We start from the raw sequence: 23031 nt of genomic DNA on the forward strand, positions 1-23031 counted from the left end.
TCTGCAAGGGAGTGTAGCGATGCTTAATTCACTATCGCAGCGGTCCTTAGGTGCCCGCCTCAGGCGGCCCCGCCGTCGGAAGTCGCTGGCTTTTACCCGCGGGGCGGGTGGTGAGTGTATAGAATTAACGGAATCAACAGAAGGGTAAAGCGTTGCTTAACGATCCTGACCAGGAATTGTTCGACATCCGGCGCCTTGCCTTGCTAGTGGAGGTGGTGGAGCAGGGATCGATCACCGCCGCAGCCGAGCTGATGATGTACACGCCCTCCGCCGTTTCGCAGCAGCTGCGGAAGCTCGAGCAGGAAGTCGGGCAGCCGCTACTGAACCGCCGCTCCCGCGGAGTGGTGCCCACCGAGGCGGGCCAGGTGCTTGCCGGGCACGCGCGCAAGGTCATCGGGCAAATGCGGGCCGCCCAGTCCGACCTGGACCAGATCGCCGGCCTCAAGCGGGGCTCGCTGACTGTTGGCACGTTTCCGACGCTCGCCGGCTCGTTCCTGCCGGTGGTCATCCGGGCCTTCAAGAAGAGGTACCCGGCGATTGGCCTGTCCCTCCGCAGCGCGCGCTTCGATGACCTGGTGAGCGACCTGCAGTCCGGCGTAACCGGGCTCTGCCTGCTGTGGGACTACCCCTGGAACCGCTTTCACGACGATTCCATCCGGATCACAGAGGTTTTCCAGGAAAGCACGGTCCTGCTGGTGTCCCGCAGCCATCCGCTGGCCGACCGCGACGAGATCCGGATGGAGGAGCTCCGCAAGGAATCGTGGATCGTGCGGGCCGAAGCGCACCCCGTCGTCGAAGTGCTGCAGCGCTCCGCCCATGAGGCCGGGTTCGAACCGACCATCGGCTTCCTGGCCAACGACTACCAGGAAGCGCAGGCGATGGTGAGCGTTGGCATGGGCGTGGCCATGGTGCCGAAGACCGCCGTGGCCCTGCAGCACCCGGACGTCCGGGTCATCAGCCTCGGCTCCGCCGCGCCCCTGCGGCGGGTACTCCTGGCCCAACGCCAGGACAAGGTCTACGCCCCGGCAGAGGTCGCCTTCCATTCCACGCTGCTGGAAATCGCCCGCGAACGGGCCGGAGACTACCTGTAGGACGACGGCGGCGCCTAGCAACCGCGACGGCGGCGCCCGGCGACGGCGCCCGGCGCTGCGGGCGCCGCCGCAACTTCGCGGTGCTGGCCCTACCCCCGAGCCGCCAGCCCCGGCACACCGTCCCGGATCTCGAACGATGCCTTCGTGCTCACGGGAGCCCCCGGCGTCGTGACGTAGTCCAGCGTCCTGAAGTCGGCGGTCATGGCGTCCTTGGTGATGCGGGTGTTCACGTAGCCGCGGTTGTCGTTGTAGAACTTCAGGTGGGGGTTCCAAGCCATCGTGGCGTCCGTGGTGGAGCCGGTGCCATTGCCCGTGGAGGTGATGGAGGTGCAGACCAGTTCCGAGCCGACCACGGGGGAGGCCGGGTCCTTGTAGTCGACCTTGACGTTGTTGGCCCAGTTGCGGTGCACGTCGCCGGTGAGGACGACGGCGTTGCGCACGTTCGCATCCACCCAGCCCTGCGTGATGCGGCGGCGCGACGCGGCGTAGCCGTCCCAGCCGTCCATGGAGACGTCGTCGATCTCGGGGGCCTGGCTCCGGTCCCGCTCGGCGAAGAACACCTGCTGGCCCAGGATGTCCCAGCGCTGCGTGGAGTTTCGGAAACCGTCCAGCAGCCACTTCTCCTGCTCCGCGCCGGTGATGGTGCGGTCCTCCGCGAGGCGCTCGGTGACGTTCTTCTTCCAGCCGTCCCCGGCGAGCTGGTCGTCCCGGTACTGCCGGGTATCCATCATGTGGAAGTTGGCCAGCTGGCCCCACTGCAGCTTCCGGTAGATCTTCATGTCGGCGCCCGCCGGCACCGACGAGGCCCGCAGCGGCATGTTCTCGTAGTACGCCTGGAACGCGGCGGCGCGGCGCTGGCGGAAGTGCTCTGTGGTGTCGTTCAGCTGCCCGGCATCGCGGTTCTCCGGGACATCGTCAGCCCAGTTGTTGTCCACCTCGTGGTCGTCCCACACCACCAGCCACGGCGCCACCGCGTGTGCGGCCTGCAGGTCGGCGTCGGCCTTGTACTGCGCGTGCCGCTGCCGGTAGCCGGCCAGGTTGACGGTCTCCGGACCCTCGTGGTCGCGCGGGTTGCCGCCGCCGATCACGTAGCTGTCCTTCTTGTACTCGTAGAGGTAGTCGCCCAGGTGCAGCACCAGGTCCGGGTGGTCCTGCGCCAGCCGCGCGTAGGCGGTGAAGTAGCCGTGCTCGTACTGCGCGCAGCTGGCGAACGCCATGGCCAGCGCCGCCGGCGTCTCGTGCAGCGCCGGGCTGGTGAGCGTCCGGCCCACGGGGCTGAGGTGCCGGCCGGTGCGGAACCGGTAGAAGTATTCGCGTCCCGGCCGCAGGCCGCGCAGCTCAACGTGCACGGAGTGGGCGGTTTCGATCCGGGCCTGTTCGACGCCGCGGGCCACCACCGTGCGCATGCCGGCGTCCTCGGCCACTTCCCACGCCACCGCGACGTTGCGGGACGGCATCCCGCCCAGGCCGTCCCCGGCCGCCGGGTCCATGGCCAGCCGGGTCCAGATCACGAAGCCGTCCGGCCACGGCTCGCCGGAGGCGATGCCGAGGTGGAAGGGATCGGTGCGGAGGCCGGCGTCGTCCGCGGTGGAGACGGCGACGGCGGCACCGGGCCAGGCGGCGACGAGTCCGGCCCCGAGGCCGGCGGAAAGAAGTGATCTGCGCGAGATGTTGTCCATGCCCGCCACGCTATTCACGGCGGGTTGACGGCGTGCGTGGGCGATATGAATGCGCAGTTAACTGCATGACAAGACCTGCGGGCTTGGGTCGGGTCCCCGGCCTGATGGCCCTGTCGCACGCCGGCGCGCGGTGGGAGGATGAGCGGGCGCGGCCCGGCGGCCCAAAGGCGCCGGGCTTTGAAAGAGCGCCACCTCCGAACGGAAGGACCATCATGAAGGCAGCACGTTTCCATCGCCGCAAGGACATCCGGATCGAGGACATCCCGGAGCCGGTGCTCCGGGCCGGTGCGGTGAAGATTGACGTCGCCTGGTGCGGGATCTGCGGCACGGACCTGCACGAATACCTTGAGGGTCCCATTTTCTGCCCCGCGCCGGGGCATCCGCACCCGCTCTCGCACGAGGAGTCGCCGGTGACCCTGGGGCACGAGTTCTCCGGGACGGTGTCCGAGGTCGGCGAAGGCGTGGACGGGCTCGCGGTGGGGGACAACGTCGTCGTCGAACCGTATTTTGTGGACGGCGACTGCGATATGTGCCAGGCGGGCAGCTACCACCTGTGCCGGCAGATGGGCTTCATCGGGCTCTCCGGCGGCGGTGGCGGGCTCAGCGAAAAGATCGTGGTGGACCAGCGGTGGGTGCACCCCATCGGCGACATCCCCCTGGATGAGGCGGCCCTGATCGAGCCGCTCTCCGTGGCCCATCACGCGGTGGCGCGCAGCGGCGCCAAGGCCGGCGACGTGGCCCTGGTGGGCGGGTCGGGCCCGATCGGGCTGCTGACTGCGGCCGTCCTCAAGGGCATGGGCGTCACCACGATCATCAGTGAACTGACCCAGGCGCGGAAGGAAAAGGCCGTCTCCAGCGGGGTGGCGGACCACGTGCTGGACCCCAGCCAGGAGAACGTCCCGGCCCGGGTGCTGGAACTCACCGGCGGGACCGGCGCCGACGTCGCCTTCGAATGCGCCGGCGTGAACGCGGTGCTGGACACCATGCTCGACGCCGTCCGGCCCGGGGGAGTGGTGGTCAACGTCTCCATCTGGGGCGCGCCGGCCACCGTGGACATGCAAAAGCTGGTACTCAAGGAGATCGACCTGCGCGGCACCATCGCGTACGTCCGGGACCACCCCGCGGTGATCAAAATGGTGCAGGAGGGCAAGGTGGACCTTAAGCCGTTCATTACCGGCAGGATCGCGCTGGATGATCTTGTGGAGCAGGGCTTCGATACCCTCATCAACCACAAGGACACAGCGGTGAAGGTGCTGGTGCACCCATAGTCCGGCCGCCCGCAACATGACGTCACCGCTTGCAACATGACGTCACCGCTTGGGGGATTGCCGCTTTCCCACAGACAAACAACCGCGCCCACCGGATTCCGGTGGGCGCGGTTGTTGGGAGGTGCGGTTCTCCGTGCGGGCTTTGGCTTAGGCGCGTGCCTTGGCGCGGCCCTTGGTGAGGATCATTGCCAGCGCGATCATGCCGGCGCCGAGCACCAGGTGCAGGATGTTGTCCAGGCTGTTCAGCGGCACGAAGTCGCCGGCTGAATCTTCGGGGACCACCAGGCCGTACACGAACAGGACCAGGTAAATGACGCCGCCGTAGAGCAGGAAGGAGCGGGCGCCGGTGGTGGTGCGGGCCAGCAACAGGCCGGCGGCGCCGAAGAGCAGGTGGACGATGTTGTGCAGGACCGAGACCTGGAAGAGGCCCAGCAGCATTGCCTCGGAGTGGTGTCCGGCGAACTGCAGTGACTCGTAGTTGGTGGTGATTCCCGGGACGAAGCCCAGGATGCCGACCAGCAGGAAGACGGCGCCGACGGCGAGACTGGCCTTCTGGACGGCGGTGCGGGCTGCGGTGCGGGTGCGGGTCGTGGTTGTCATGCTGGCTCCTTGGGTGCGGGCTTCAAGTGATGGAGCGGCCGGTGGTGCGGCCGCTCCGGTGCTTATGCCAGCAATTCGGAGGGCATTGGGCTGTGGATTGCTCGCCGCATGTTTTTGTCGGGCCCGGTTGGGGTGCCCCGGCTGGGCTGCCGCGGTGTTGAGGCCCGCGGCGGCCTCAGCCCTTCTTGCCGCGGGCCTTGGGTTCTTTCGGCGGCAGCGCGGCCACGTGCTCGTAAGCCTTTTCCACCCACGCCTTGGCGCGCGCCGCATCGCCGTCGCCCTCGCCGTTCCAGATCTCCGGCAAGCCGGTATAGCCGCCCATGGGACGCTCGGCCGGACCGAACGGTACCGTCCGCTCGGTACTTTCGAGCGTCTCTTTGTCCGCCGCGGAGAGCTTCACGCCGATGGTAGGGCCAAACAGGCCGGCGAACATGTTGCCGTTCACGAACGCCCCGAGGTTCCCGAACATCGGCTTGATGACCACCCCGGGGTGGTCCGGAATCACCGAGCGGAAGTGCTCCTTGTCGGCGTCGGACGCTTTGGGCATTTCCATCGGTACCTCCGGGACGCTGCGGGCCACGAACTGACTTTCCTGCAGGATAGGCCCGCCGCCGCGCGCGGTACAGGCCGCCGTGGGGACGCTCGGGAACCGTCCGCCGCCCGGAAGAGGGAAGCGTCTGTAAGGATGGACTCCATGACTCAGAGCAGCATCCGCCAGTATCAGGAATCGGTGACGGTCAACGCATCAGCCGAGACGCTCTACGACCTCGTCTCGGACATCACCCGCACGGGCGAGTGGAGCCCGGTGTGTACGTCATGCTGGTGGGACGACCAGGACAGCGCCGGCCGCGTCGGTGCCTGGTTCACCGGCCGCAACGAGCTCCCGCAGCGGACGTGGGAGACCCGGTCGCAGGTGGTGGCTGCCGAGCGCGGCCGCGAATTCGCCTGGGTGGTGGGCGGCAAGTTCGTCCGGTGGGGCTTCACCATCACTCCGACCGACTCCGGAACCGTCCTGAGCGAATCGTGGGAATTCCTGCCCGAGGGGATAGCCATGTTCGGCGAGAAATTCGGGGATGGGGCGGCCGCCCAAATCACCGATCGGACCCAGCAGGCCCTGGACGGCATCCCCAGGACCCTCGCCGCGATCAAGCGGATCGCCGAGTCCGTAGACGCAAAAGAGGCCGTGCGCTCCTAGGCGAGTAACCGCCGTCGGCCGCCCGCCGTCGTTCCCCGTCCGCCCCGCGTCCGCCCCGGAGTAGACGCGTGCGGATGCGGCTGCCGTTCCCGCGAGGTCGGAACGGACGACGGCGGGAAGCCGGTGCCGCCGAGCTACGGGCGCACGGGTGTGCTCGCCTCGTGTCCCACCACCGTTGTCCAGGGGCGGGCCGTCCACGACGTTACGACGCCGCCGGTGACATAGGGATCGACGGCGGCGAAAGCCCTGGCCGCCTCGAGGGCGTTCCCGCCGGTGAAGACCAGCAACCCGGTGAAGGGCCCGTCGCCCACGGCTCCGCCGAGCCAAAGGTCTCCCCGTTCCACGGCTTCCCACGCCGCCTTGAGGTGACCCGGGCGGTATTTCTCCCGGGTTTGGAGGTAGTCGTCCGCGTAAGAGTATTCGAGCACGGCGTGCATGGGTGACCGTCCATTTCATCTCGGATGTCGCTGGTTGTCTCTGTAGGCTACCCCCGGCACCTGGCCCTTACATGGCCCCATCTGGTCGGGAAGCGCAGGCACGCTCCCCGCCGTCCAGCCGCCGTCCAGCCGCCGTCCAGCCGCCGTCCGAATGTAACGAACTGGTAACATGGGGCTGATGGCGAATCAGTCTGGTCAAACACGAGTCACCCAATTGGACGGCCTCCGCGGGATCGCCGCCTTGGTGGTGGTCGCGTGCCATCTGCTCTCCGTCGTGCCCGGAATCGGGGAAGTGGTCTTCGACGACCGCTCCGCGCCACTGAACACGGGCGAGATGTGGGCGGTGTTCTCCCCGCTGCATCTGCTCTGGAACGGAACCCCCGCGGTCCACGTCTTTTTTGTGCTCTCCGGCTTTGTGCTGATCCTGCCGTTCACCCGGGCGGGAGCGGCGACCCGCTGGGCTACGTACTACGCCAAGCGGCTGCTCCGCCTCTACCTGCCGGCCTGGGCGGCGCTGGCCGTGGCGGTCGCCTTGATTGTGATGGTTCCCCGCACGGTGTCGCCGCTGCAAAGCTCGTGGGCGGACATGTACGTGGTGGATCCGAGCCTGGCGCGGGTGGCCAAGGACAGCCTGCTCCTCCTGGGCGCGAGCACCATCAACACCCCGCTGTGGACCCTCAGGTGGGAAGTCCTGTTCTCCCTGCTGCTGCCGGTGTACGTCTTCGTTGCCCTGCGCTGGCGGCGCTTCTGGCACCTTAAGCTCGGCATTACCCTGGCGCTGGCCGCGGTGGGCGCGGTGCAGCACATTGACTGGCTTATCTATCTGCCGATCTTTGCCATCGGCGCGATTCTCGGCGCCGAGCGTGATCGTATCCGTGAGCTGGCCCGGTCATGGCCCCGCGTCGTCTGGCTCCCGGTGACCGCCGCCGGTCTGTTGCTGGCCAATGCGGAATGGATCAGCCCGGCCAAACCGGTCACCGGCGTCGAGGCGCTCGTGACCGTTGGCGCGACGCTGCTTGTCCTGGTGTTCCTGCTGTGTCGCCCGGCGAAGAAGATCGGCGACACCGCTGTGGCCCAGTGGCTAGGCCGGATTTCCTTCAGTCTTTACTTGGTGCACCTGCCGATCATCCTTGCCGGTGTCACCCTGCTGCGGTCCGTGTCGCTTCCGCTGGCGCTCGCCGTCTCCGCGGTTGCCTCATTCGCAGCGGCCGAACTGTTCTACCGCTTCGTGGAGCAGCCCGCCCAGCGGCTTTCGGTTGCCGCCGGGCGTGCCGTGGAGCGCCGCCTTGGTCGCAGTGACCGCGCCGAAAGCCCGGCGGAACCCGGCGTCGAGACCGCGGCGGGGACGACGTCGTCGGCGCCCGGCAACGCAGCCAGCGCCCGGCCGGGCGGCTCCATGCGCCCGCAAGCAGCGCCGACGTCGTCGAACGTTACATCCGCCCGCTCCCGGCAATCGGTCTCCTAACGGACCGCCGGGGGGAGTGCTGTCGGAGCCCGAATGTGACGTGTGGTCACCCGGCCCGGAAAACTCCTGTAGTGTTGATCCTGTTGTTGTGTTTATGCAGTTCGTAGTTCAGGCAGTACGCACGGTCGAAAGTCCGTGTTCTTCTGAAGCAGCGGTTTTGAGCACCCCAAACAGGAGGACCCGAAAGTCGGGACAGTTCCTCCACCTTCACGAAGGACAAAAATAATGGCTACTGGTACCGTCAAATGGTTTAACGCTGAAAAGGGCTTCGGCTTCATTTCCCCCGATGACTCCTCGCAGGACGTTTTCGCGCACTACTCCGCGATCAACTCCTCCGGCTTCCGCTCCCTCGAAGAGAACCAGAAGGTCTCCTTCGAAACCGAGCAGGGCCCCAAGGGTCCTCAGGCCACCAACATCCAGGCTATCTAATTTCCTTAGATACCCGGAACCGTTAGGTTTCTAGCAGGGCCCGTCTTCGGACGGGCCCTGCTTTTGTTTAACCCGGATGTGCCGTCACGCCGGCGCCGCCCGGGGGCCGGACAACCGCGCGACGCCGGACGCCTCACCCGGCCTGACGCCGCGCCACCCAGCCGGCCAGTACCGGGTTGTCGATCTCCTTCGCCAGCCACTGCGCGGACTCCGCCGCGTCCGCGTCGCCTAGTGCCGCCCGGTGCGACTGGGCCCGCACCGCGAACTCGCGCATCCCGGCCCGGCCGGCCAGCGCGCCCAGCCGGTCCGCGAACTCGGACGCACGCGGGGACCCGGCGGCCAGCGCCACCTCCGCCGCGACGTCCAGCAGCCGGGCCGAGTACCAGAGGTACCACGGTTTCGGCGCCAGGCCCCGGCCCACCCAGTGTTCGGCGGCGGCAAGGTCGCCGTGCGCCAGGAACAGCCGTGCCTCGGCCCCTGCGGCGAGGGCCATGTAGCAGTGATCGCCGGCCAGCTCGGCCATCACCCAGGACCGGTCGATCAGCGCCGCCGCCTCCTCAAGTTTTCCTGCGGCCAAATACGTCTCGCCGCGAAGCCCAGCCACGAACGGTTCAAACGCCGTCCAGTGCTCCGCAGCCACCCCAGCCAAGGCGCGGTCCAAACACGCTCCGGCCAGGCCAAGCTCGCCGCGGATCAGATGCACGCGGCCCAGCAATGCCTCACCGAATGCCTGCTGCCGGAGGTTTCCCGCTTCCTCGGCAAGCCGCACCGACTCGGTCAGCGCGGCCACCGCATCTGCATACCGGGCGGTGTCCGAGGCGAGCATTCCTTGGATCGCCAGGATCCTCGACTGCTCGTCCGGGAACCCCCTCGCTGCCCGCATCGCGCGTTCCAGCCAGCCGGCGGCCCGGTCCGGCACGCCGCGCTGCACGGCCAGGTAGCCCAGCTCACGGTAGGCGGCAGCGGCGGTGCGGGAGCCGCCGTCGGGCGCTTCCGCGGAGAGTGCGCGGTGCAGGAAGTCGGCGACCTCGGCGCCGCGGCCGCCCGCCTGGTGGATCACCGCCCCCGCCAGCGTCACCAGCGACTCGGCCAGCAGGTGCCGTTCACCGGCCCGCTGGGCGAGCTCGACGGCGAGGCGCAGCTGCGCGAGCCCGCGGTCCACTGCGCCGGCCGAGAGTGAGGCGGCACCGGCGTCCAGGTAGGACCGCACGGTGGCCGCATTCGCCGGGGTGCTGGAATCCGCGGCGGTCCCCGGTTCCGAGAGCGCCCGACTGACCCCCGCGGGCAGCGGCAATCCCAGCTCGGCGCGGTACAGCTCCCCGAACTTGGTGACCTGCTCGCGGGCGCGGCGCTGTTCACCGAGCGCCACCAGCGCCTTGACCAGCACGGCCGTGCAGTCGGCATTGAACGGATCCCGCTGCAGCGCCCGGGACGCGAGTCCGGCCGCGTCCACCGGGGCGCCGGCCGCCAGCGAGGCCAGCGCGGCGTCGTAGAGCAGCGACTGCACCGCGTTCTCCAGCCGGTACCGCTGGTCCGCGAGCCAGGACTCAAACACCGGGCTGTCGGAAAAGTTGAGGCCCTCCAGCAGCTGGCCCTCGAACCGGCGCGGGTCCACGTCCCGGGCCGCGGCAGAGCCAAGCTCCAGCACGTCGCAGCGCCAGCCCGGCCCAAGGTCCAGCCGCAGGGGATCGCCCGCGATTGCCGCCCCGCCGAGCACCCGGCGCAACTCGGAGAGGTTCCAGCGCAGCGCGCCCAAGGGATCCGCGGCGTCGGGAAAGAGCAGGGCTGCGGTCCGGGCGCGGCCGGCGCCGGCCGGGTTCAGGGCGAGGTAGGCCAGCACCGCCCAGGCCTTGCGGCCGCGGGGCTGCGGGGGAGCCGCGTCCGCGGGCTTGGTGTCCGTGGGTGCTGTGTCAGGGGGTTCGGTGTCAGGAGGTTCGATCCGGGGCGGGCCGAGGAGCCGAATCCAGGTGTCGGCCATACCGAATTTTACCGCCGGAACGCCCTCACACGCCTGCTCACACGGTCCCTGACGACACTGAAGTCATCACTCACCACCCACCACCGAGGTGCATCACCATGGAAGTCCTTGCAGTCCTGCTCGCCGGTTCCGCGCTGGTCGCGATCCCCGGCACGTTCGTCGCGATCCTGCGGGACGGCCACGGCCACACCCCGGAGGTCCGGTCCGACAAGCCGTGGCAAGCCGGCAACCTGCCCAGCGAACCCTACGCGTCGGCGAACCGGGCCTTCCCGCCCGCGCTCTGGTTCCGCTAGCCCACCGGCGGCCCCCGGGCATCCGCTGGCCCGGTGCTGTTCACACCCCCGCCACCACCGGTTTACGCGGGCGGTCAAGGATGGCACCATGACTGATTTCACCCGCCGCAATGTCCTCAAAGGTGCCCTGGCCGCTGCCGGTGCCGCCGTCGTCGTCCCCGCAACGGCCGGAGCGGCCAGCGCCGCCCGGCCCGCCGGCGTCGCGCTGGTCCGCAACCACCTGACCCTGCCCTCCGGCATCGCCACCGGCGATGTGACCACCGGCTCCGGCGTGCTGTGGTCCCGCGCGTCGGGCCCGGGCCGGCTGGTGGCGAACCTGCTGGCCGTCGACGACGACGGGTCCCCGCTCCGCGGCGGCCGCGCCTTCCGGCGCGTGCTGCGCGGGAGCGCCGCGTCCGAGGCGACCGACTTCACCGCCAGGATCAACGCCGAACACCTGCCCGCCGGGACCCGCTTCGCGGTGAGCGTGCACTTCGAGGACGCCGACGGGAACGCCGGCGAGACCGCGGAGGGCTCGTTCAGCACCGCGCCGGAGACCGGGCTGCTGCGCAGCGGCCGCGCCGCCCGGGGCCAGAGCTTCGTCTGGAGTGGCGACACGGCCGGCCAGGGCTGGGGCATCAACGAGGAGATCGGCGGCATGCGCGGCTACGCGGCCATGCACGCCACTTCGCCGGACTTCTTCATCCACTCCGGCGACACGATCTACGCCGACGGGCCGATCAGCGCGCAGGTGACCGAGCCGGACGGCCAGATCTGGCGCAACCTCGTCACCGAGGAGGTGTCCAAGGTGGCGGAGACGCTCAACGAGTACCGCGGCCGGCACCGCTACAACATGATGGACAAGAACATCCGCGCCCTCTACGCCGAAGTCCCGGTGATCGCGCAGTGGGACGACCACGAGACGCACAACAACTGGTACCCGGGCCAGATCCTCACCGACAGCCGCTACACCGAACGCCGCGTGGACGTGCTCGCCGCCCGCGGCCGGCAGGCCTGGCAGGAGTATCAGCCCATCGCCGGCGTCAGCGCCGGCGGCACCGGCTTCGAACCGGCCCGTATCTACCGCAAGATCAGCCGCGGCCCGCAGCTGGACATCTTCTGCCTGGACATGCGCACCTACAAGGACGCCAACACGGACGGCAAGGAAGCGCAGCTGACGCACATCCTGGGCCAGGAGCAGGCCGACTGGCTGATCCGCGAGGTCAGCAAGTCCAAGGCCACCTGGAAGGTCATCGCCGCAGACCTCCCGCTGGGGCTGGTGGTGCCCGACGGCCCGGTCAACCAGGAGTCGCTCTCCAACCGCGACGCCGGCGCCCCCTTGGGCAAGGAGCTCGAGCTCGCCGGGGTGCTCTCCGCGTTCAAGCGCAACCGGGTTAAGAACGTGGTCTGGCTCACGGCCGACGTGCACTACTGCGCCGCGCACCACTACTCGCCCGAGCGCGCGGCCTTCACCGACTTCGACCCGTTCTGGGAATTCGTCGCCGGGCCCATCAACGCCGGCAGCTTCGGACCGAACGCCCTGGACGGGACGTTCGGCCCGGAGGTGGCGTTCTTCAAGGCCGGCGCCTACGCCAACGAATCCCCGCGCAGCGGCGAGAGCCAGTACTTCGGCCACGTGGACCTGGGCGCCGACGACGTCTTCACCGTCAGCCTGCGCAACGCGAACGGCGCAGTGCTGTGGAGCAAGGACCTGCAGCCGCAGCGGTAGCGGGGGAGCGGCGGGGGCGGGGCAGCCCGGCGGTTGCTCCGCCGTCGGGCTCTCCGCCGGGGATAGCTCCCAGAACGCCAGTGGGCCCCTCCCGGAAAGTCCGGGAGGGGCCCACTGGCGTTCGCGGTAAGGCGCTTACGGCGTCGGCATGCCGCCGTTGACGTTGAGGGTCTCGCCGATGACGTAGCTGGACTCGGCCGAGGCGAGGAACACGTACGCCGGGGCCAGTTCGGCCGGCTGACCGGCACGGCCCAGCGGGGTTTCCTTGCCAAACTCCGGCAGGTCCTCGGTGGGCTGGCCGCCGCTGGCTTGCAGCGGGGTCCAGATGGGGCCGGGCGCCACCGCGTTGACCCGGATGCCCTTGGGCGCCAGCTGCTGGGCCAGGCCCTTGGTGAAGTTGTTGATCGCAGCCTTGGTGGACGCGTAATCCACGAGGGTTTCCGAGGGGCTGTACGCCTGGATGGAGGTGGTGTTGATGATGCTGGAGCCGGCCGGCAGGTGCGGCAGGGCTTCCTTGGTGAGCCAGAACATGGCGTAGACGTTGGTTTTGTAGGTGTGGTCGAACTCGACGTCGGTGATGTCGCCGAGTTCCTTCTGCGCCACCTGCTTGCCGGCGTTGTTGACCAGGATGTCCAGGCCGCCGAGTTCCCGCACGGCGGTCTCCACCAGGTCGCGGCACACCGAGGAGTCCTTCAGGTCGCCCGGGACCTTGACCGCCTTGCGGCCGGCCTTCTCGATCAGCTCGGCGATCCGGCTGGCGTCCTCTTCCTCCTCCGGCAGGTAAGACATCACGACGTCGGCGCCCTCGCGGGCGAAAGCGATCGCCGTCGCGGCGCCGATGCCGGAGTCTGCGCCGGTGACGAGTGCCTTGCGGCCCTCCAGCCGGCCGGTGCCGCGGTAGCTGTCCTCGCCCAGGTCCGCTTTGGGCGTCAGCTTGGCGTCCAGGCCGGGTTCCGGCTGGCTCTGCTCGGGCGGCTCGATCTGCTCGTAGGCCGTAACGGGGTTCCTGAACGTGTACTGGTCAGTCATAGTTCTCCTCCGGTTAGGTGCGTTCCGCCAGGCCTTGGATGAAAGGTCCGGGCATCGACGGCGGGTGGATCCCACAACACGCTAAGCATGCTTAGTAATTACCCTAGTCAGGTCGGGGGCGTGGATGCAACGAGGAGGCGCGGCCGGTGCCCCATTGTCGGGATAGGTGAAGTGTGCTTCACTTATTGAGTGGAGGGGAGTATCCCCCAAATGTTCCGTCGTCAGTACGGCCGCCCCTGAGCGGCCCGGCGGGCAGGCCCTCGGGGCCGGGAGAGACCTCCAGTTGGTGTTCACTGACTGGAAGCGGGTGCTCTTCGATGAATGTTCCTTTTTGGGCCTGGTTGGCCGTCCTTGGCGTGATCGTCCTGATGCTGGCGGTGGACCTGTTCGCCCACCGCAAAGCGCATGTAATCGGCGTCCGTGAAGCGGCTCTTTGGTCCGCCGTCTGGGTCGCGTTCGGCGTCGGCTTCGGCGTACTGGTGTGGCAGCTGTACGGGGCCGAGTTCGGCCAGCAGTACTTCGCCGGCTACCTGATCGAAAAATCCCTGGCCGTGGACAACGTCTTCATCTGGGCGATCATCTTCACCTATTTCGCGGTACCCCGCGAGTACCAGCACCGGGTGCTGTTCCTCGGCGTCCTGGGCGCCCTGGTCTTCCGCGGCGTCTTCATCGCCGCGGGGTCCGCCATCATCGCCAGCGCCGGGTGGGTGCTCTACCTCTTCGCGGCGTTCCTGCTCTTCACCGGTTACCGGATGATCCGCCAGCGCAACGACCACCCCGAACCGGAGAAATCCCGGGCGCTGAAGCTCTTCCGCCGGTACGTGCCCATGACCGACAAGTTCCACGGGCAGAAATTCCTGGTCCGCAAGAACGGCCTGCTGCTGGCTACCCCGTTGCTGGCCGTGCTTGCCCTGGTCGAGGTCACGGACATCATCTTCGCCGTCGATTCGATCCCCGCGATCTTCGCCGTCACCGACGAGGTCTTTCTGGTCTTCACTGCCAACGCCTTTGCGATCCTCGGCCTCCGCGCCATGTACTTCCTGCTCGCCGACCTGATCCACCGGTTCATCTACCTCAAGATCGGGCTGGCGCTCGTCCTGGTCTGGGTCGGCGTCAAGATGCTGCTCAAGATCGACATCTACTACATCCCTACCCCGTTGTCCTTGGGCGTCATTGCGACGATCCTCGGCGTGTCCATCGGCGCGAGCCTGTGGGCCACCCGCGGCCAGGAGCGCAAGGCTCCCGCCGGCCCGGCGCACGCCCCGTTCGGAACGGCCACGGCCGCGGAAATGGCGGAGCTGGAACCACTGTGGCGGCGGGGCCGTTCGGGTGCGACGGCAACGGCGACGACGGCGACGACGGCGCGTGGCCGGGATACGGGGGAGCCCGGCGTCGGGGAGCGCGACGCCGGGACCTCCGACGTCGGGGCCCGTGACGGTGACCCGCGCAACGCCGGGTCGCCCGGCGCAGGGCGGTCCGGGGCAGGGGAGTCCGATGTCGAACCGCAGGCGCCCGCAGAGAGTGAGCGCAGGTGAACGACGGTACACAACCCCCGCTGCCCCCGCCGCAGCCCAGCCCCGCGCGCCCGGCCTGGACCTTCCTCACGAACCACGGGCACGTCCTGCTGGCCGTGGCGGCGGACCCGGAAGCCCGCGTCGCCGACGTCGCCGCCAGGGTTGGCATCACCACACGCTCGACCCTGCAGATCCTCAAGGACCTTGAGGACGCCGGCTATCTGCACCGGAGGCGGGACGGGCGGCGGACGCGCTACGCCATCGAACCCCACCAGCACTTCCGCCACCCTGCCGTGGCCGCCTGGGAAATCGACGGACTGATCCGGTTGCTTTCACCCTCCGCCGCGGCGGGGCCAGCACAGGTGGTCCCACCGGCCCCGGAGGGTCCGGAAGCCTGAGGCACGCAGACGCGCAGGTAGGCAGAGGGGTGGACAGACGCGCGGCCGGATCCGCCGGCCCGCGTCTTCGATCCGGCCGGGGCGCACGCTTCGTCCCGGCCGGCACGTCTGTCGACTGTGCGCACTGTGACCCACTCCACAGAGGCCCGGTGCCAGCCGGCCGGGCCTCCTTACGCCGCTGCCGTGGCAGAATTCCGCGTGTTTCCGGGGATTATGACGCGAAGTGGCACCCTCGGCGGTCGATTTGTTCCGGGTCCGGTTCGTGTGTAAAGTAGTTCGAGTCGCCGCCGCTGAAGCGGAAAGATAGAGACCGACCCCCTGATAAACAGCCTGGAAAATGGCGCGGATATTTGCGCGCTGATGACGGGTGGGGGCCCTGTTCGTGGGATTGGAAATCGCGGAAACGCTGGTTTGCAAAGTGTCACGGACTCGGGTAAGTTTGAAAAGTTGCTCCGGAGCGATCCTGGACCGTTGGGTTTGGGTGGTGCCGGGTGTGTCTGTTGTTTGAGAACTCAATAGTGTGCCAAGTTTGTTGATACCAATTTATTGTATTGAATTGGTTGAATTGACTGGATCCGCCACCCCGTGGTGTGGTCTGGTTTTTACAGCTGGTTTCAAATTTTGTGCAGCTTTCATGTCCCGTTTTCCCGGGGGTGTTGGTTGTGTCTGTTTTTCTTCAACGGAGAGTTTGATCCTGGCTCAGGATGAACGCTGGCGGCGTGCTTAACACATGCAAGTCGAACGATGATCCGGTGCTTGCACCGGGGATTAGTGGCGAACGGGTGAGTAACACGTGAGTAACCTGCCCTTAACTCTGGGATAAGCCTGGGAAACTGGGTCTAATACCGGATATGACTCCTCATCGCATGGTGGGGGGTGGAAAGCTTTATTGTGGTTTTGGATGGACTCGCGGCCTATCAGCTTGTTGGTGAGGTAATGGCTCACCAAGGCGACGACGGGTAGCCGGCCTGAGAGGGTGACCGGCCACACTGGGACTGAGACACGGCCCAGACTCCTACGGGAGGCAGCAGTGGGGAATATTGCACAATGGGCGCAAGCCTGATGCAGCGACGCCGCGTGAGGGATGACGGCCTTCGGGTTGTAAACCTCTTTCAGTAGGGAAGAAGCGAAAGTGACGGTACCTGCAGAAGAAGCGCCGGCTAACTACGTGCCAGCAGCCGCGGTAATACGTAGGGCGCAAGCGTTATCCGGAATTATTGGGCGTAAAGAGCTCGTAGGCGGTTTGTCGCGTCTGCCGTGAAAGTCCGGGGCTCAACTCCGGATCTGCGGTGGGTACGGGCAGACTAGAGTGATGTAGGGGAGACTGGAATTCCTGGTGTAGCGGTGAAATGCGCAGATATCAGGAGGAACACCGATGGCGAAGGCAGGTCTCTGGGCATTAACTGACGCTGAGGAGCGAAAGCATGGGGAGCGAACAGGATTAGATACCCTGGTAGTCCATGCCGTAAACGTTGGGCACTAGGTGTGGGGGACATTCCACGTTTTCCGCGCCGTAGCTAACGCATTAAGTGCCCCGCCTGGGGAGTACGGCCGCAAGGCTAAAACTCAAAGGAATTGACGGGGGCCCGCACAAGCGGCGGAGCATGCGGATTAATTCGATGCAACGCGAAGAACCTTACCAAGGCTTGACATGGACCGGACCGGGCTGGAAACAGTCCTTCCCCTTTGGGGCCGGTTCACAGGTGGTGCATGGTTGTCGTCAGCTCGTGTCGTGAGATGTTGGGTTAAGTCCCGCAACGAGCGCAACCCTCGTTCCATGTTGCCAGCGCGTAATGGCGGGGACTCATGGGAGACTGCCGGGGTCAACTCGGAGGAAGGTGGGGACGACGTCAAATCATCATGCCCCTTATGTCTTGGGCTTCACGCATGCTACAATGGCCGGTACAAAGGGTTGCGATACTGTGAGGTGGAGCTAATCCCAAAAAGCCGGTCTCAGTTCGGATTGGGGTCTGCAACTCGACCCCATGAAGTCGGAGTCGCTAGTAATCGCAGATCAGCAACGCTGCGGTGAATACGTTCCCGGGCCTTGTACACACCGCCCGTCAAGTCACGAAAGTTGGTAACACCCGAAGCCGGTGGCCTAACCCCTTGTGGGAGGGAGCTGTCGAAGGTGGGACTGGCGATTGGGACTAAGTCGTAACAAGGTAGCCGTACCGGAAGGTGCGGCTGGATCACCTCCTTTCTAAGGAGCACCTACAACAACCCTGCCGGGCGTTATGCCTGTGTGGTGGTGTTGTCAGGAGTACGCCCGTTGCGCAGACGATTGTTCTGCGGCGGGTGCTCACGGGTGGAATATCAGCAAATAGCGGCCGCATGGTTTTGTCCTTGCCCAGTACGGATGTGCTGCTCTCTTGTGGAGCAGGGTGTCCTGGAACGGCGGGGGCGGGGTTGGTGCGGTTTAGTGTTTGGCACACTGTTGGGTCCTGAGACAACAGGACCATGGCCTGCGCGTTCTTCTCCTTTTGGGGGTTGGGGGTGCGGGGTGTGGGACTTGTGTTTCTGGTTTCCCGGCTGCAGCGAACATGCACTGATCGGTCCTTTCGGGGGTTGGGGTGTGTGGGGTGTGTGGTATGGGGTTGTTGTTTGAGAACTACATAGTGGACGCGAGCATCTTTTATAAGAAGCAATTTCCAAGAATATGAACCTGGATCTGGCTGCGCGTGATGGTGTCACCCTTGGGTGGTGTTGTTGGGTGTGGTTGGTTTCTGTGGTTCTCTCGAAATTACTCCTTGATCTTTTGTGGTCAAGTTTTTAAGAGCACACGGTGGATGCCTTGGCATTAGGAGCCGAAGAAGGACGTAGGAATCTGCGATAAGCCTGGGGGAGTCGATAACCGGACTGTGATCCCAGGGTGTCCGAATGGGGAAACCCCGCCAGACGCGCGAGTGATCTGGTGACCCGCATCTGAACACATAGGGTGCGTGGAGGGAACGCGGGGAAGTGAAACATCTCAGTACCCGCAGGAAGAGAAAACAATAGTGATTCCGTTAGTAGTGGCGAGCGAACGCGGATCAGGCTAAACCGTTCCATGTGTGATAGCCGGCGGGCGTTGCATGGTCGGGGTTGTGGGACTTTCCGTTCTGTCTCTGCCGGGACAGTGGGGTGAGAGCATGTGCATAGGTGAACGGTCTTGAAAGGCCGGCCAGAGAGGGTGTGAGCCCCGTAACCGAAATGTAGTGTGCCGCCTGGGAAGTATCCCAAGTAGCACGGGGCCCGAGAAATCCCGTGCGAATCTGTCAGGACCACCTGATAAGCCTAAATACTCCCTAATGACCGATAGCGGACCAGTACCGTGAGGGAAAGGTGAAAAGTACCCCGGGAGGGGAGTGAAACAGTACCTGAAACCGTGTGCTTACAATCCGTCGGAGCAGCCTTGTAGCTGTGACGGCGTGCCTTTTGAAGAATGAGCCTGCGAGTTAGTGTTACGTCGCGAGGTTAACCCGTGTGGGGAAGCCGTAGCGAAAGCGAGTCTGAACAGGGCGTTGCAGTGGCGTGATCTAGACCCGAAGCGAAGTGATCTACCCATGGCCAGGTTGAAGCGACGGTAAGACGTCGTGGAGGACCGAACCCACTTCAGTTGAAAATGGAGGGGATGAGCTGTGGGTAGGGGTGAAAGGCCAATCAAACTTCGTGATAGCTGGTTCTCCCCGAAATGCATTTAGGTGCAGCGTTGCGTGTTTCTTACCGGAGGTAGAGCTACTGGATGGCTAATGGGCCCTACAAGGTTACTGACGTCAGCCAAACTCCGAATGCCGGTAAGTGAGAGCGCAGCAGTGAGACTGTGGGGGATAAGCTTCATAGTCGAGAGGGAAACAGCCCAGACCACCAACTAAGGCCCCTAAGCGTGTGCTAAGTGGGAAAGGATGTGGAGTTGCGAAGACAACCAGGAGGTTGGCTTAGAAGCAGCCATCCTTAAAAGAGTGCGTAATAGCTCACTGGTCAAGTGATTCCGCGCCGACAATGTAGCGGGGCTCAAGTACACCGCCGAAGTTGTGGCATTCAGATATTAGCTAAGCCCTTGTGGTTCAGGCGTCTGGATGGGTAGGGGAGCGTCGTGTGGGCAGTGAAGTCGCGGTGTAAACCAGCGGTGGAGCCTACACGAGTGAGAATGCAGGCATGAGTAGCGAAAGACGGGTGAGAAACCCGTCCGCCGAATGATCAAGGGTTCCAGGGTCAAGCTAATCTGCCCTGGGTAAGTCGGGACCTAAGGCGAGGCCGACAGGCGTAGTCGATGGACAACGGGTTGATATTCCCGTACCGGCGAAAAACCGCCCATGCTGAACAGGGGATACTAACCGCCCGAGACCTGCCCGACACCCCTTGTGGGTGAAGGGTTTTGGTGGAGCGCGGGACCGAAACCTGGGAGGCAAGCGTATTAACAGGTGTGACGCAGGAAGGTAGCCGAGCCGGGCGATGGTTGTCCCGGTCTAAGGATGTAGGGCGAACGGTAGGCAAATCCGCCGTTCATGATGCCTGAGACCCGACGGGACCCCCGTATGGGGGGATTCGGTGATCCTATGCTGCCTAGAAAAGCATCGACGCGAGGTTTTAGCCGCCCGTACCCCAAACCGACACAGGTGATCAGGTAGAGAATACTAAGGCGATCGAGAGAATTATGGTTAAGGAACTCGGCAAAATGCCCCCGTAACTTCGGGAGAAGGGGGGCCCCTATCGTGATGGACACTAGCTGTCCGGAGCGTGCAGGGGCCGCAGAGACCAGGGGGAAGCGACTGTTTACTAAAAACACAGGTCCGTGCGAAGTCGCAAGACGATGTATACGGACTGACTCCTGCCCGGTGCTGGAAGGTTAAGAGGACCGGTTAGCCGCAAGGCGAAGCTGAGAATTTAAGCCCCAGTAAACGGCGGTGGTAACTATAACCATCCTAAGGTAGCGAAATTCCTTGTCGGGTAAGTTCCGACCTGCACGAATGGAGTAACGACTTCCCCGCTGTCTCAACCATAAACTCGGCGAAATTGCAGTACGAGTAAAGATGCTCGTTACGCGCAGCAGGACGGAAAGACCCCGAGACCTTTACTATAGTTTGGTATTGGTGTTCGGAGTGGCTTGTGTAGGATAGGTGGGAGACGTTGAAGCCCGGACGCCAGTTCGGGTGGAGTCATCGTTGAAATACCACTCTGGTCACTTTGGACATCTAACTTCGGCCCGTAATCCGGGTCAGGGACAGTGCCTGATGGGTAGTTTAACTGGGGCGGTTGCCTCCTAAAAAGTAACGGAGGCGCCCAAAGGTTCCCTCAGCCTGGTTGGCAATCAGGTGTCGAGTGTAAGTGCACAAGGGAGCTTGACTGTGAGAGAGACATCTCGAGCAGGGACGAAAGTCGGGACTAGTGATCCGGCGGTACATTGTGGAATGGCCGTCGCTCAACGGATAAAAGGTACCTCGGGGATAACAGGCTGATCTTGCCCAAGAGTCCATATCGACGGCATGGTTTGGCACCTCGATGTCGGCTCGTCGCATCCTGGGGCTGGAGTAGGTCCCAAGGGTTGGGCTGTTCGCCCATTAAAGCGGTACGCGAGCTGGGTTTAGAACGTCGTGAGACAGTTCGGTCCCTATCCGCTGCGCGCGCAGGAAATTTGAGAAGGGCTGTCCTTAGTACGAGAGGACCGGGACGGACGAACCTCTGGTGTGTCAGTTGTACTGCCAAGTGCACCGCTGATTAGCTACGTTCGGATGGGATAACCGCTGAAAGCATCTAAGCGGGAAGCTCGCTTCGAGATGAGATTTCCATACACCTTGTGTGTGAGAGGCCCCCAGCCAGACCACTGGGTTGATAGGCCGGATGTGGAAGCGAGGACTAACGACTCGTGAAGCTGACCGGTACTAATAGGCCGATAACTTACACCACACACTCTTCTTCGTGAACGGATTCAAAAGACGTTCACACCAGGGAGGAGTACAAAGAAACAAGACTGCTTGCGTCCACTATGTGGTTCCCAAACAACAAACCCGTTGTTGAGGAACCAAAACTGAATAACAACACCACACTGCCCCCAGGGGCAGGAAGTTGTAACCACAGATTTCCCACCCACGGAACCCCGCACAAGCGGAACCAGGGGTGCGGAGCAAGGGTTACGGCGGTCATAGCGTGGGGGAAACGCCCGGTCCCATTCCGAACCCGGAAGCTAAGACCCACAGCGCCGATGGTACTGCACCCGGGAGGGTGTGGGAGAGTAGGTCACCGCCGGACAACCATTACAGCCAGGCCCCGACACCACGTGTCGGGGCCTGAGCTCTTTAACCCCCAAACCGCCGAACCCTCCCGCAGAACGCGCCGGCAGGTCAACAACCCTCCCGCAGATCCTGCCCGCAAGCACACAACGCTCCCGCACAACAGGCTGCTAAAACGAAAATCCCGGGTTATAGGACAAAACGTGTGTAAATGCCGGGCGTGTCAGGGGCGTCCTGCCCAGCCTGCGCGGGCCCAGAGGCCTTCTTCTGCGGTGGCGGCGTTGCCGTATTTCTCGGGTCCCGCTGGTTGCTCGACGTCGGTTTGGGCCGGCGGGCGTTTGGGTGTGTGATGCTCTGGGCGGATGAGTCCGGCGGGCGGGACCGGGCTTTCGCTGTGCAGGTAGAGGTACCACTCGATGGCCCGCTTTTGATGTTCTTCGCTCATGCCCCGGTGGGCTCGGAGGAGCAGTCTGAGCTGGGCGTTCGTGCCTCCTTCAATCCGGTTGGTGGTGGAGGCGATCTCGAGTCCGGCGAACTCGTGACGGAGGTAGGTGAACAGTGTCCCTGCCTGGCTGAGTCGTTCCAGGAGGCGGTAGGCCTTTCGGAGACGGTCGTGGGTGAACCACCAGGTCTGGTTGGTTCTGACCCATCCCGGCACGACGGGGGTAGCGTTGCGGTAGGTCCGGGCCCGGACGAGATGCCCATAGTCCTGATACCAGTCGTTGAGGTGTCCCAGCCATGCCGCGGCCTGGGCCGGTGTGCTGACCCTCGTCAGGGCCCTTCCCAACCGCAGCAGCGTCCTGCCCGCGTCGGTCCGGGGACGGCTGGTCAGGTAGGTGCGCACGTTGCGCTGGACGTGGACCAGGCAGCGCTGCACGGCCGTGTCGGACCAGCAATCAGACAGGGCGGCGGCGATCCCGGATCCACCGTCGGTAATCACCACCCGCGGTGCGGGGAACCGCTGAAGGAGGGCGGCCCAGGCGGCCTTCTTCTCGGTGTCGCACCACTGCCAGCCGATCACGTGCTCTCCGGCGATCGCGATCAGGCAACACCACGACCCGACGTAGATCCCGTCGATCTGGACCTGATCATGGACCTCGCCCGTGGCCGGAATCTCCGGGGCGATATTCCAGCACCACGCCGTGCGGCGCCGGAATGACCGGGCTGTGCCGAACGAGGCAGCTCCTGCTTGGTTGCCGGTGCCCAACAGCCAGCCCAGAAACGCGTCCAGCTCCGCACGCCGGCTCACATCCGGGCGGTCACCCGAGCGGCTCGCCCCGCAAACCAGGCACCGATATCGCTGCTTCCCGGCCGCCGTTTTTCCGTTCCGAACCAGCGACCGACCACGGACCAGACATTCCAGAGATATGCAAGCACCCCAGCCACCCTAAGCTTTCAAAGCTTAGCTATCTCGGATTTTCCGTGCCGTCACTGGGAAGCAGGCCCAATCCATACACACGTTTTGTCCTATAACCCAAAATCCCCTTGCACGTTCAATGACGCATCGCCGCCGTCGGCCGACTCATGCGTCAATGCCGGCGGCTCCTCCGGCACTCATCAATTGCGGGAGCATCGCGCCTAAGCCGGCCAAAAGTGCGGGAGCGTCGGTGGAATACTAGCCGCGACTGCGGGGGGCGTCGGTGAAATACTCGCCACGTCTGCGGGAACGTTGGGTGGAACGTGCCATCATCTGCGGGAGCGTCGGGTGGGGGAGGAACACCGGACGGTGCTTCGGCGT

At 65.1% G+C, this 23031-nt stretch carries 16 protein-coding genes and 3 rRNA genes; 12 read left to right on the forward strand and 7 right to left on the reverse strand.

Translation table 11 applies throughout. The features are described from left to right. Positions 1–152 precede the first annotated feature (152 nt). Positions 153–1091 carry a LysR substrate-binding domain-containing protein gene (locus AC1MED_RS04965; RefSeq protein WP_476863234.1) on the forward strand — a complete coding sequence of 313 codons (939 nt, stop codon included), beginning with the start codon at positions 153–155 and terminating at the stop codon, positions 1089–1091. Positions 1092–1180: 89 nt separating this feature from the next. Here the strand turns inward: AC1MED_RS04965 and AC1MED_RS04970 are convergent, their stop codons facing one another. Further along, positions 1181–2770: an alkaline phosphatase D family protein gene (locus AC1MED_RS04970; RefSeq protein ID WP_479785770.1), complete on the reverse strand. Its 1590-nt coding sequence runs from the start codon at positions 2768–2770 to the stop codon at positions 1181–1183. A 212-nt stretch (positions 2771–2982) separates the two neighbouring features. Here AC1MED_RS04970 and AC1MED_RS04975 point away from each other — a divergent pair, with 212 nt between their 5' ends. Further along, complete coding sequence (locus AC1MED_RS04975) at positions 2983–4038, forward strand: 2,3-butanediol dehydrogenase (protein WP_479785771.1); 1056 nt, start codon at positions 2983–2985, stop codon at positions 4036–4038. Between the two features lie 147 nt (positions 4039–4185). Here AC1MED_RS04975 and AC1MED_RS04980 read toward each other — a convergent pair whose 3' ends face one another. Beyond that, positions 4186–4638, reverse strand: a complete 453-nt coding sequence (locus AC1MED_RS04980) for a DUF4383 domain-containing protein (RefSeq protein WP_479785772.1) — start codon at positions 4636–4638, stop codon at positions 4186–4188. 175 nt (positions 4639–4813) lie between these two features. Next, the gene (locus AC1MED_RS04985; RefSeq protein ID WP_346960389.1) at positions 4814–5191 is read right to left on the reverse strand and encodes a TfoX/Sxy family protein; all 378 of its coding nucleotides are present in this window, start codon (positions 5189–5191) and stop codon (positions 4814–4816) included. A 141-nt stretch (positions 5192–5332) separates the two neighbouring features. Between AC1MED_RS04985 and AC1MED_RS04990 the strand changes: the two genes are divergently transcribed. After that, positions 5333–5833 carry an SRPBCC family protein gene (locus AC1MED_RS04990; RefSeq protein WP_479785773.1) on the forward strand — a complete coding sequence of 167 codons (501 nt, stop codon included), beginning with the start codon at positions 5333–5335 and terminating at the stop codon, positions 5831–5833. A 134-nt stretch (positions 5834–5967) separates the two neighbouring features. On the opposite strand, the gene AC1MED_RS04995 is transcribed toward AC1MED_RS04990, so the two are convergent. Then, a complete protein-coding gene (locus AC1MED_RS04995) occupies positions 5968–6270 on the reverse strand; it encodes a YciI-like protein (protein WP_479785774.1) in 303 nt (100 codons plus the stop codon). A 178-nt stretch (positions 6271–6448) separates the two neighbouring features. Between AC1MED_RS04995 and AC1MED_RS05000 the strand changes: the two genes are divergently transcribed. Together AC1MED_RS05000 and AC1MED_RS05005 are read left to right on the forward strand one after the other, a co-directional pair. Next, positions 6449–7735 carry an acyltransferase family protein gene (locus AC1MED_RS05000; protein ID WP_479785775.1) on the forward strand — a complete coding sequence of 429 codons (1287 nt, stop codon included), beginning with the start codon at positions 6449–6451 and terminating at the stop codon, positions 7733–7735. 225 nt (positions 7736–7960) lie between these two features. Beyond that, positions 7961–8164 carry a cold-shock protein gene (locus AC1MED_RS05005; protein ID WP_011690916.1) on the forward strand — a complete coding sequence of 68 codons (204 nt, stop codon included), beginning with the start codon at positions 7961–7963 and terminating at the stop codon, positions 8162–8164. A 133-nt stretch (positions 8165–8297) separates the two neighbouring features. Here the strand turns inward: AC1MED_RS05005 and AC1MED_RS05010 are convergent, their stop codons facing one another. Beyond that, entirely contained in the window at positions 8298–10142 is a 1845-nt protein-coding gene (locus AC1MED_RS05010; RefSeq protein WP_479785777.1) for an AfsR/SARP family transcriptional regulator, read from the reverse strand. Positions 10143–10240: 98 nt separating this feature from the next. On the opposite strand from AC1MED_RS05010, the gene AC1MED_RS05015 reads away from it, so the two are divergent. Together AC1MED_RS05015 and AC1MED_RS05020 are read left to right on the forward strand one after the other, a co-directional pair. After that, complete coding sequence (locus AC1MED_RS05015) at positions 10241–10435, forward strand: hypothetical protein (protein ID WP_479785779.1); 195 nt, start codon at positions 10241–10243, stop codon at positions 10433–10435. An 88-nt stretch (positions 10436–10523) separates the two neighbouring features. Then, a complete protein-coding gene (locus AC1MED_RS05020) occupies positions 10524–12143 on the forward strand; it encodes an alkaline phosphatase D family protein (protein ID WP_479785780.1) in 1620 nt (539 codons plus the stop codon). Between the two features lie 135 nt (positions 12144–12278). Here the strand turns inward: AC1MED_RS05020 and AC1MED_RS05025 are convergent, their stop codons facing one another. Continuing rightward, the gene (locus AC1MED_RS05025) at positions 12279–13172 is read right to left on the reverse strand and encodes a glucose 1-dehydrogenase (RefSeq protein WP_479785782.1); all 894 of its coding nucleotides are present in this window, start codon (positions 13170–13172) and stop codon (positions 12279–12281) included. 317 nt (positions 13173–13489) lie between these two features. Here AC1MED_RS05025 and AC1MED_RS05030 point away from each other — a divergent pair, with 317 nt between their 5' ends. The 5 genes from AC1MED_RS05030 to rrf all read left to right on the forward strand — a co-directional run bounded on the left by AC1MED_RS05030 (position 13490) and on the right by rrf (position 21312). Beyond that, a complete protein-coding gene (locus tag AC1MED_RS05030; RefSeq protein ID WP_479785783.1) occupies positions 13490–14707 on the forward strand; it encodes a TerC family protein in 1218 nt (405 codons plus the stop codon). Further along, on the forward strand, positions 14704–15084 hold the full coding sequence (locus tag AC1MED_RS05035) for a winged helix-turn-helix domain-containing protein (RefSeq protein WP_479785784.1): 381 nt from the start codon (positions 14704–14706) through the stop codon (positions 15082–15084). Before AC1MED_RS05030 ends, AC1MED_RS05035 begins: the two co-directional genes overlap by 4 nt. Positions 15085–15760: 676 nt before the next feature. Beyond that, positions 15761–17287, forward strand: a 16S ribosomal RNA gene (locus AC1MED_RS05040). Positions 17288–17846: 559 nt separating this feature from the next. Next, positions 17847–20970, forward strand: a 23S ribosomal RNA gene (locus AC1MED_RS05045). A 225-nt stretch (positions 20971–21195) separates the two neighbouring features. Next, positions 21196–21312, forward strand: a 5S ribosomal RNA gene (gene rrf, locus AC1MED_RS05050). Together the 16S, 23S and 5S rRNA genes form the textbook arrangement of a ribosomal RNA operon. 204 nt (positions 21313–21516) lie before the next feature. On the opposite strand, the gene AC1MED_RS05055 is transcribed toward rrf, so the two are convergent. Beyond that, positions 21517–22662 carry an IS1249 family transposase gene (locus AC1MED_RS05055; RefSeq protein ID WP_479786552.1) on the reverse strand — a complete coding sequence of 382 codons (1146 nt, stop codon included), beginning with the start codon at positions 22660–22662 and terminating at the stop codon, positions 21517–21519. Positions 22663–23031: the final 369 nt, after the last annotated feature.

Source organism: Arthrobacter sp. BI5 (genome assembly GCF_056680065.1).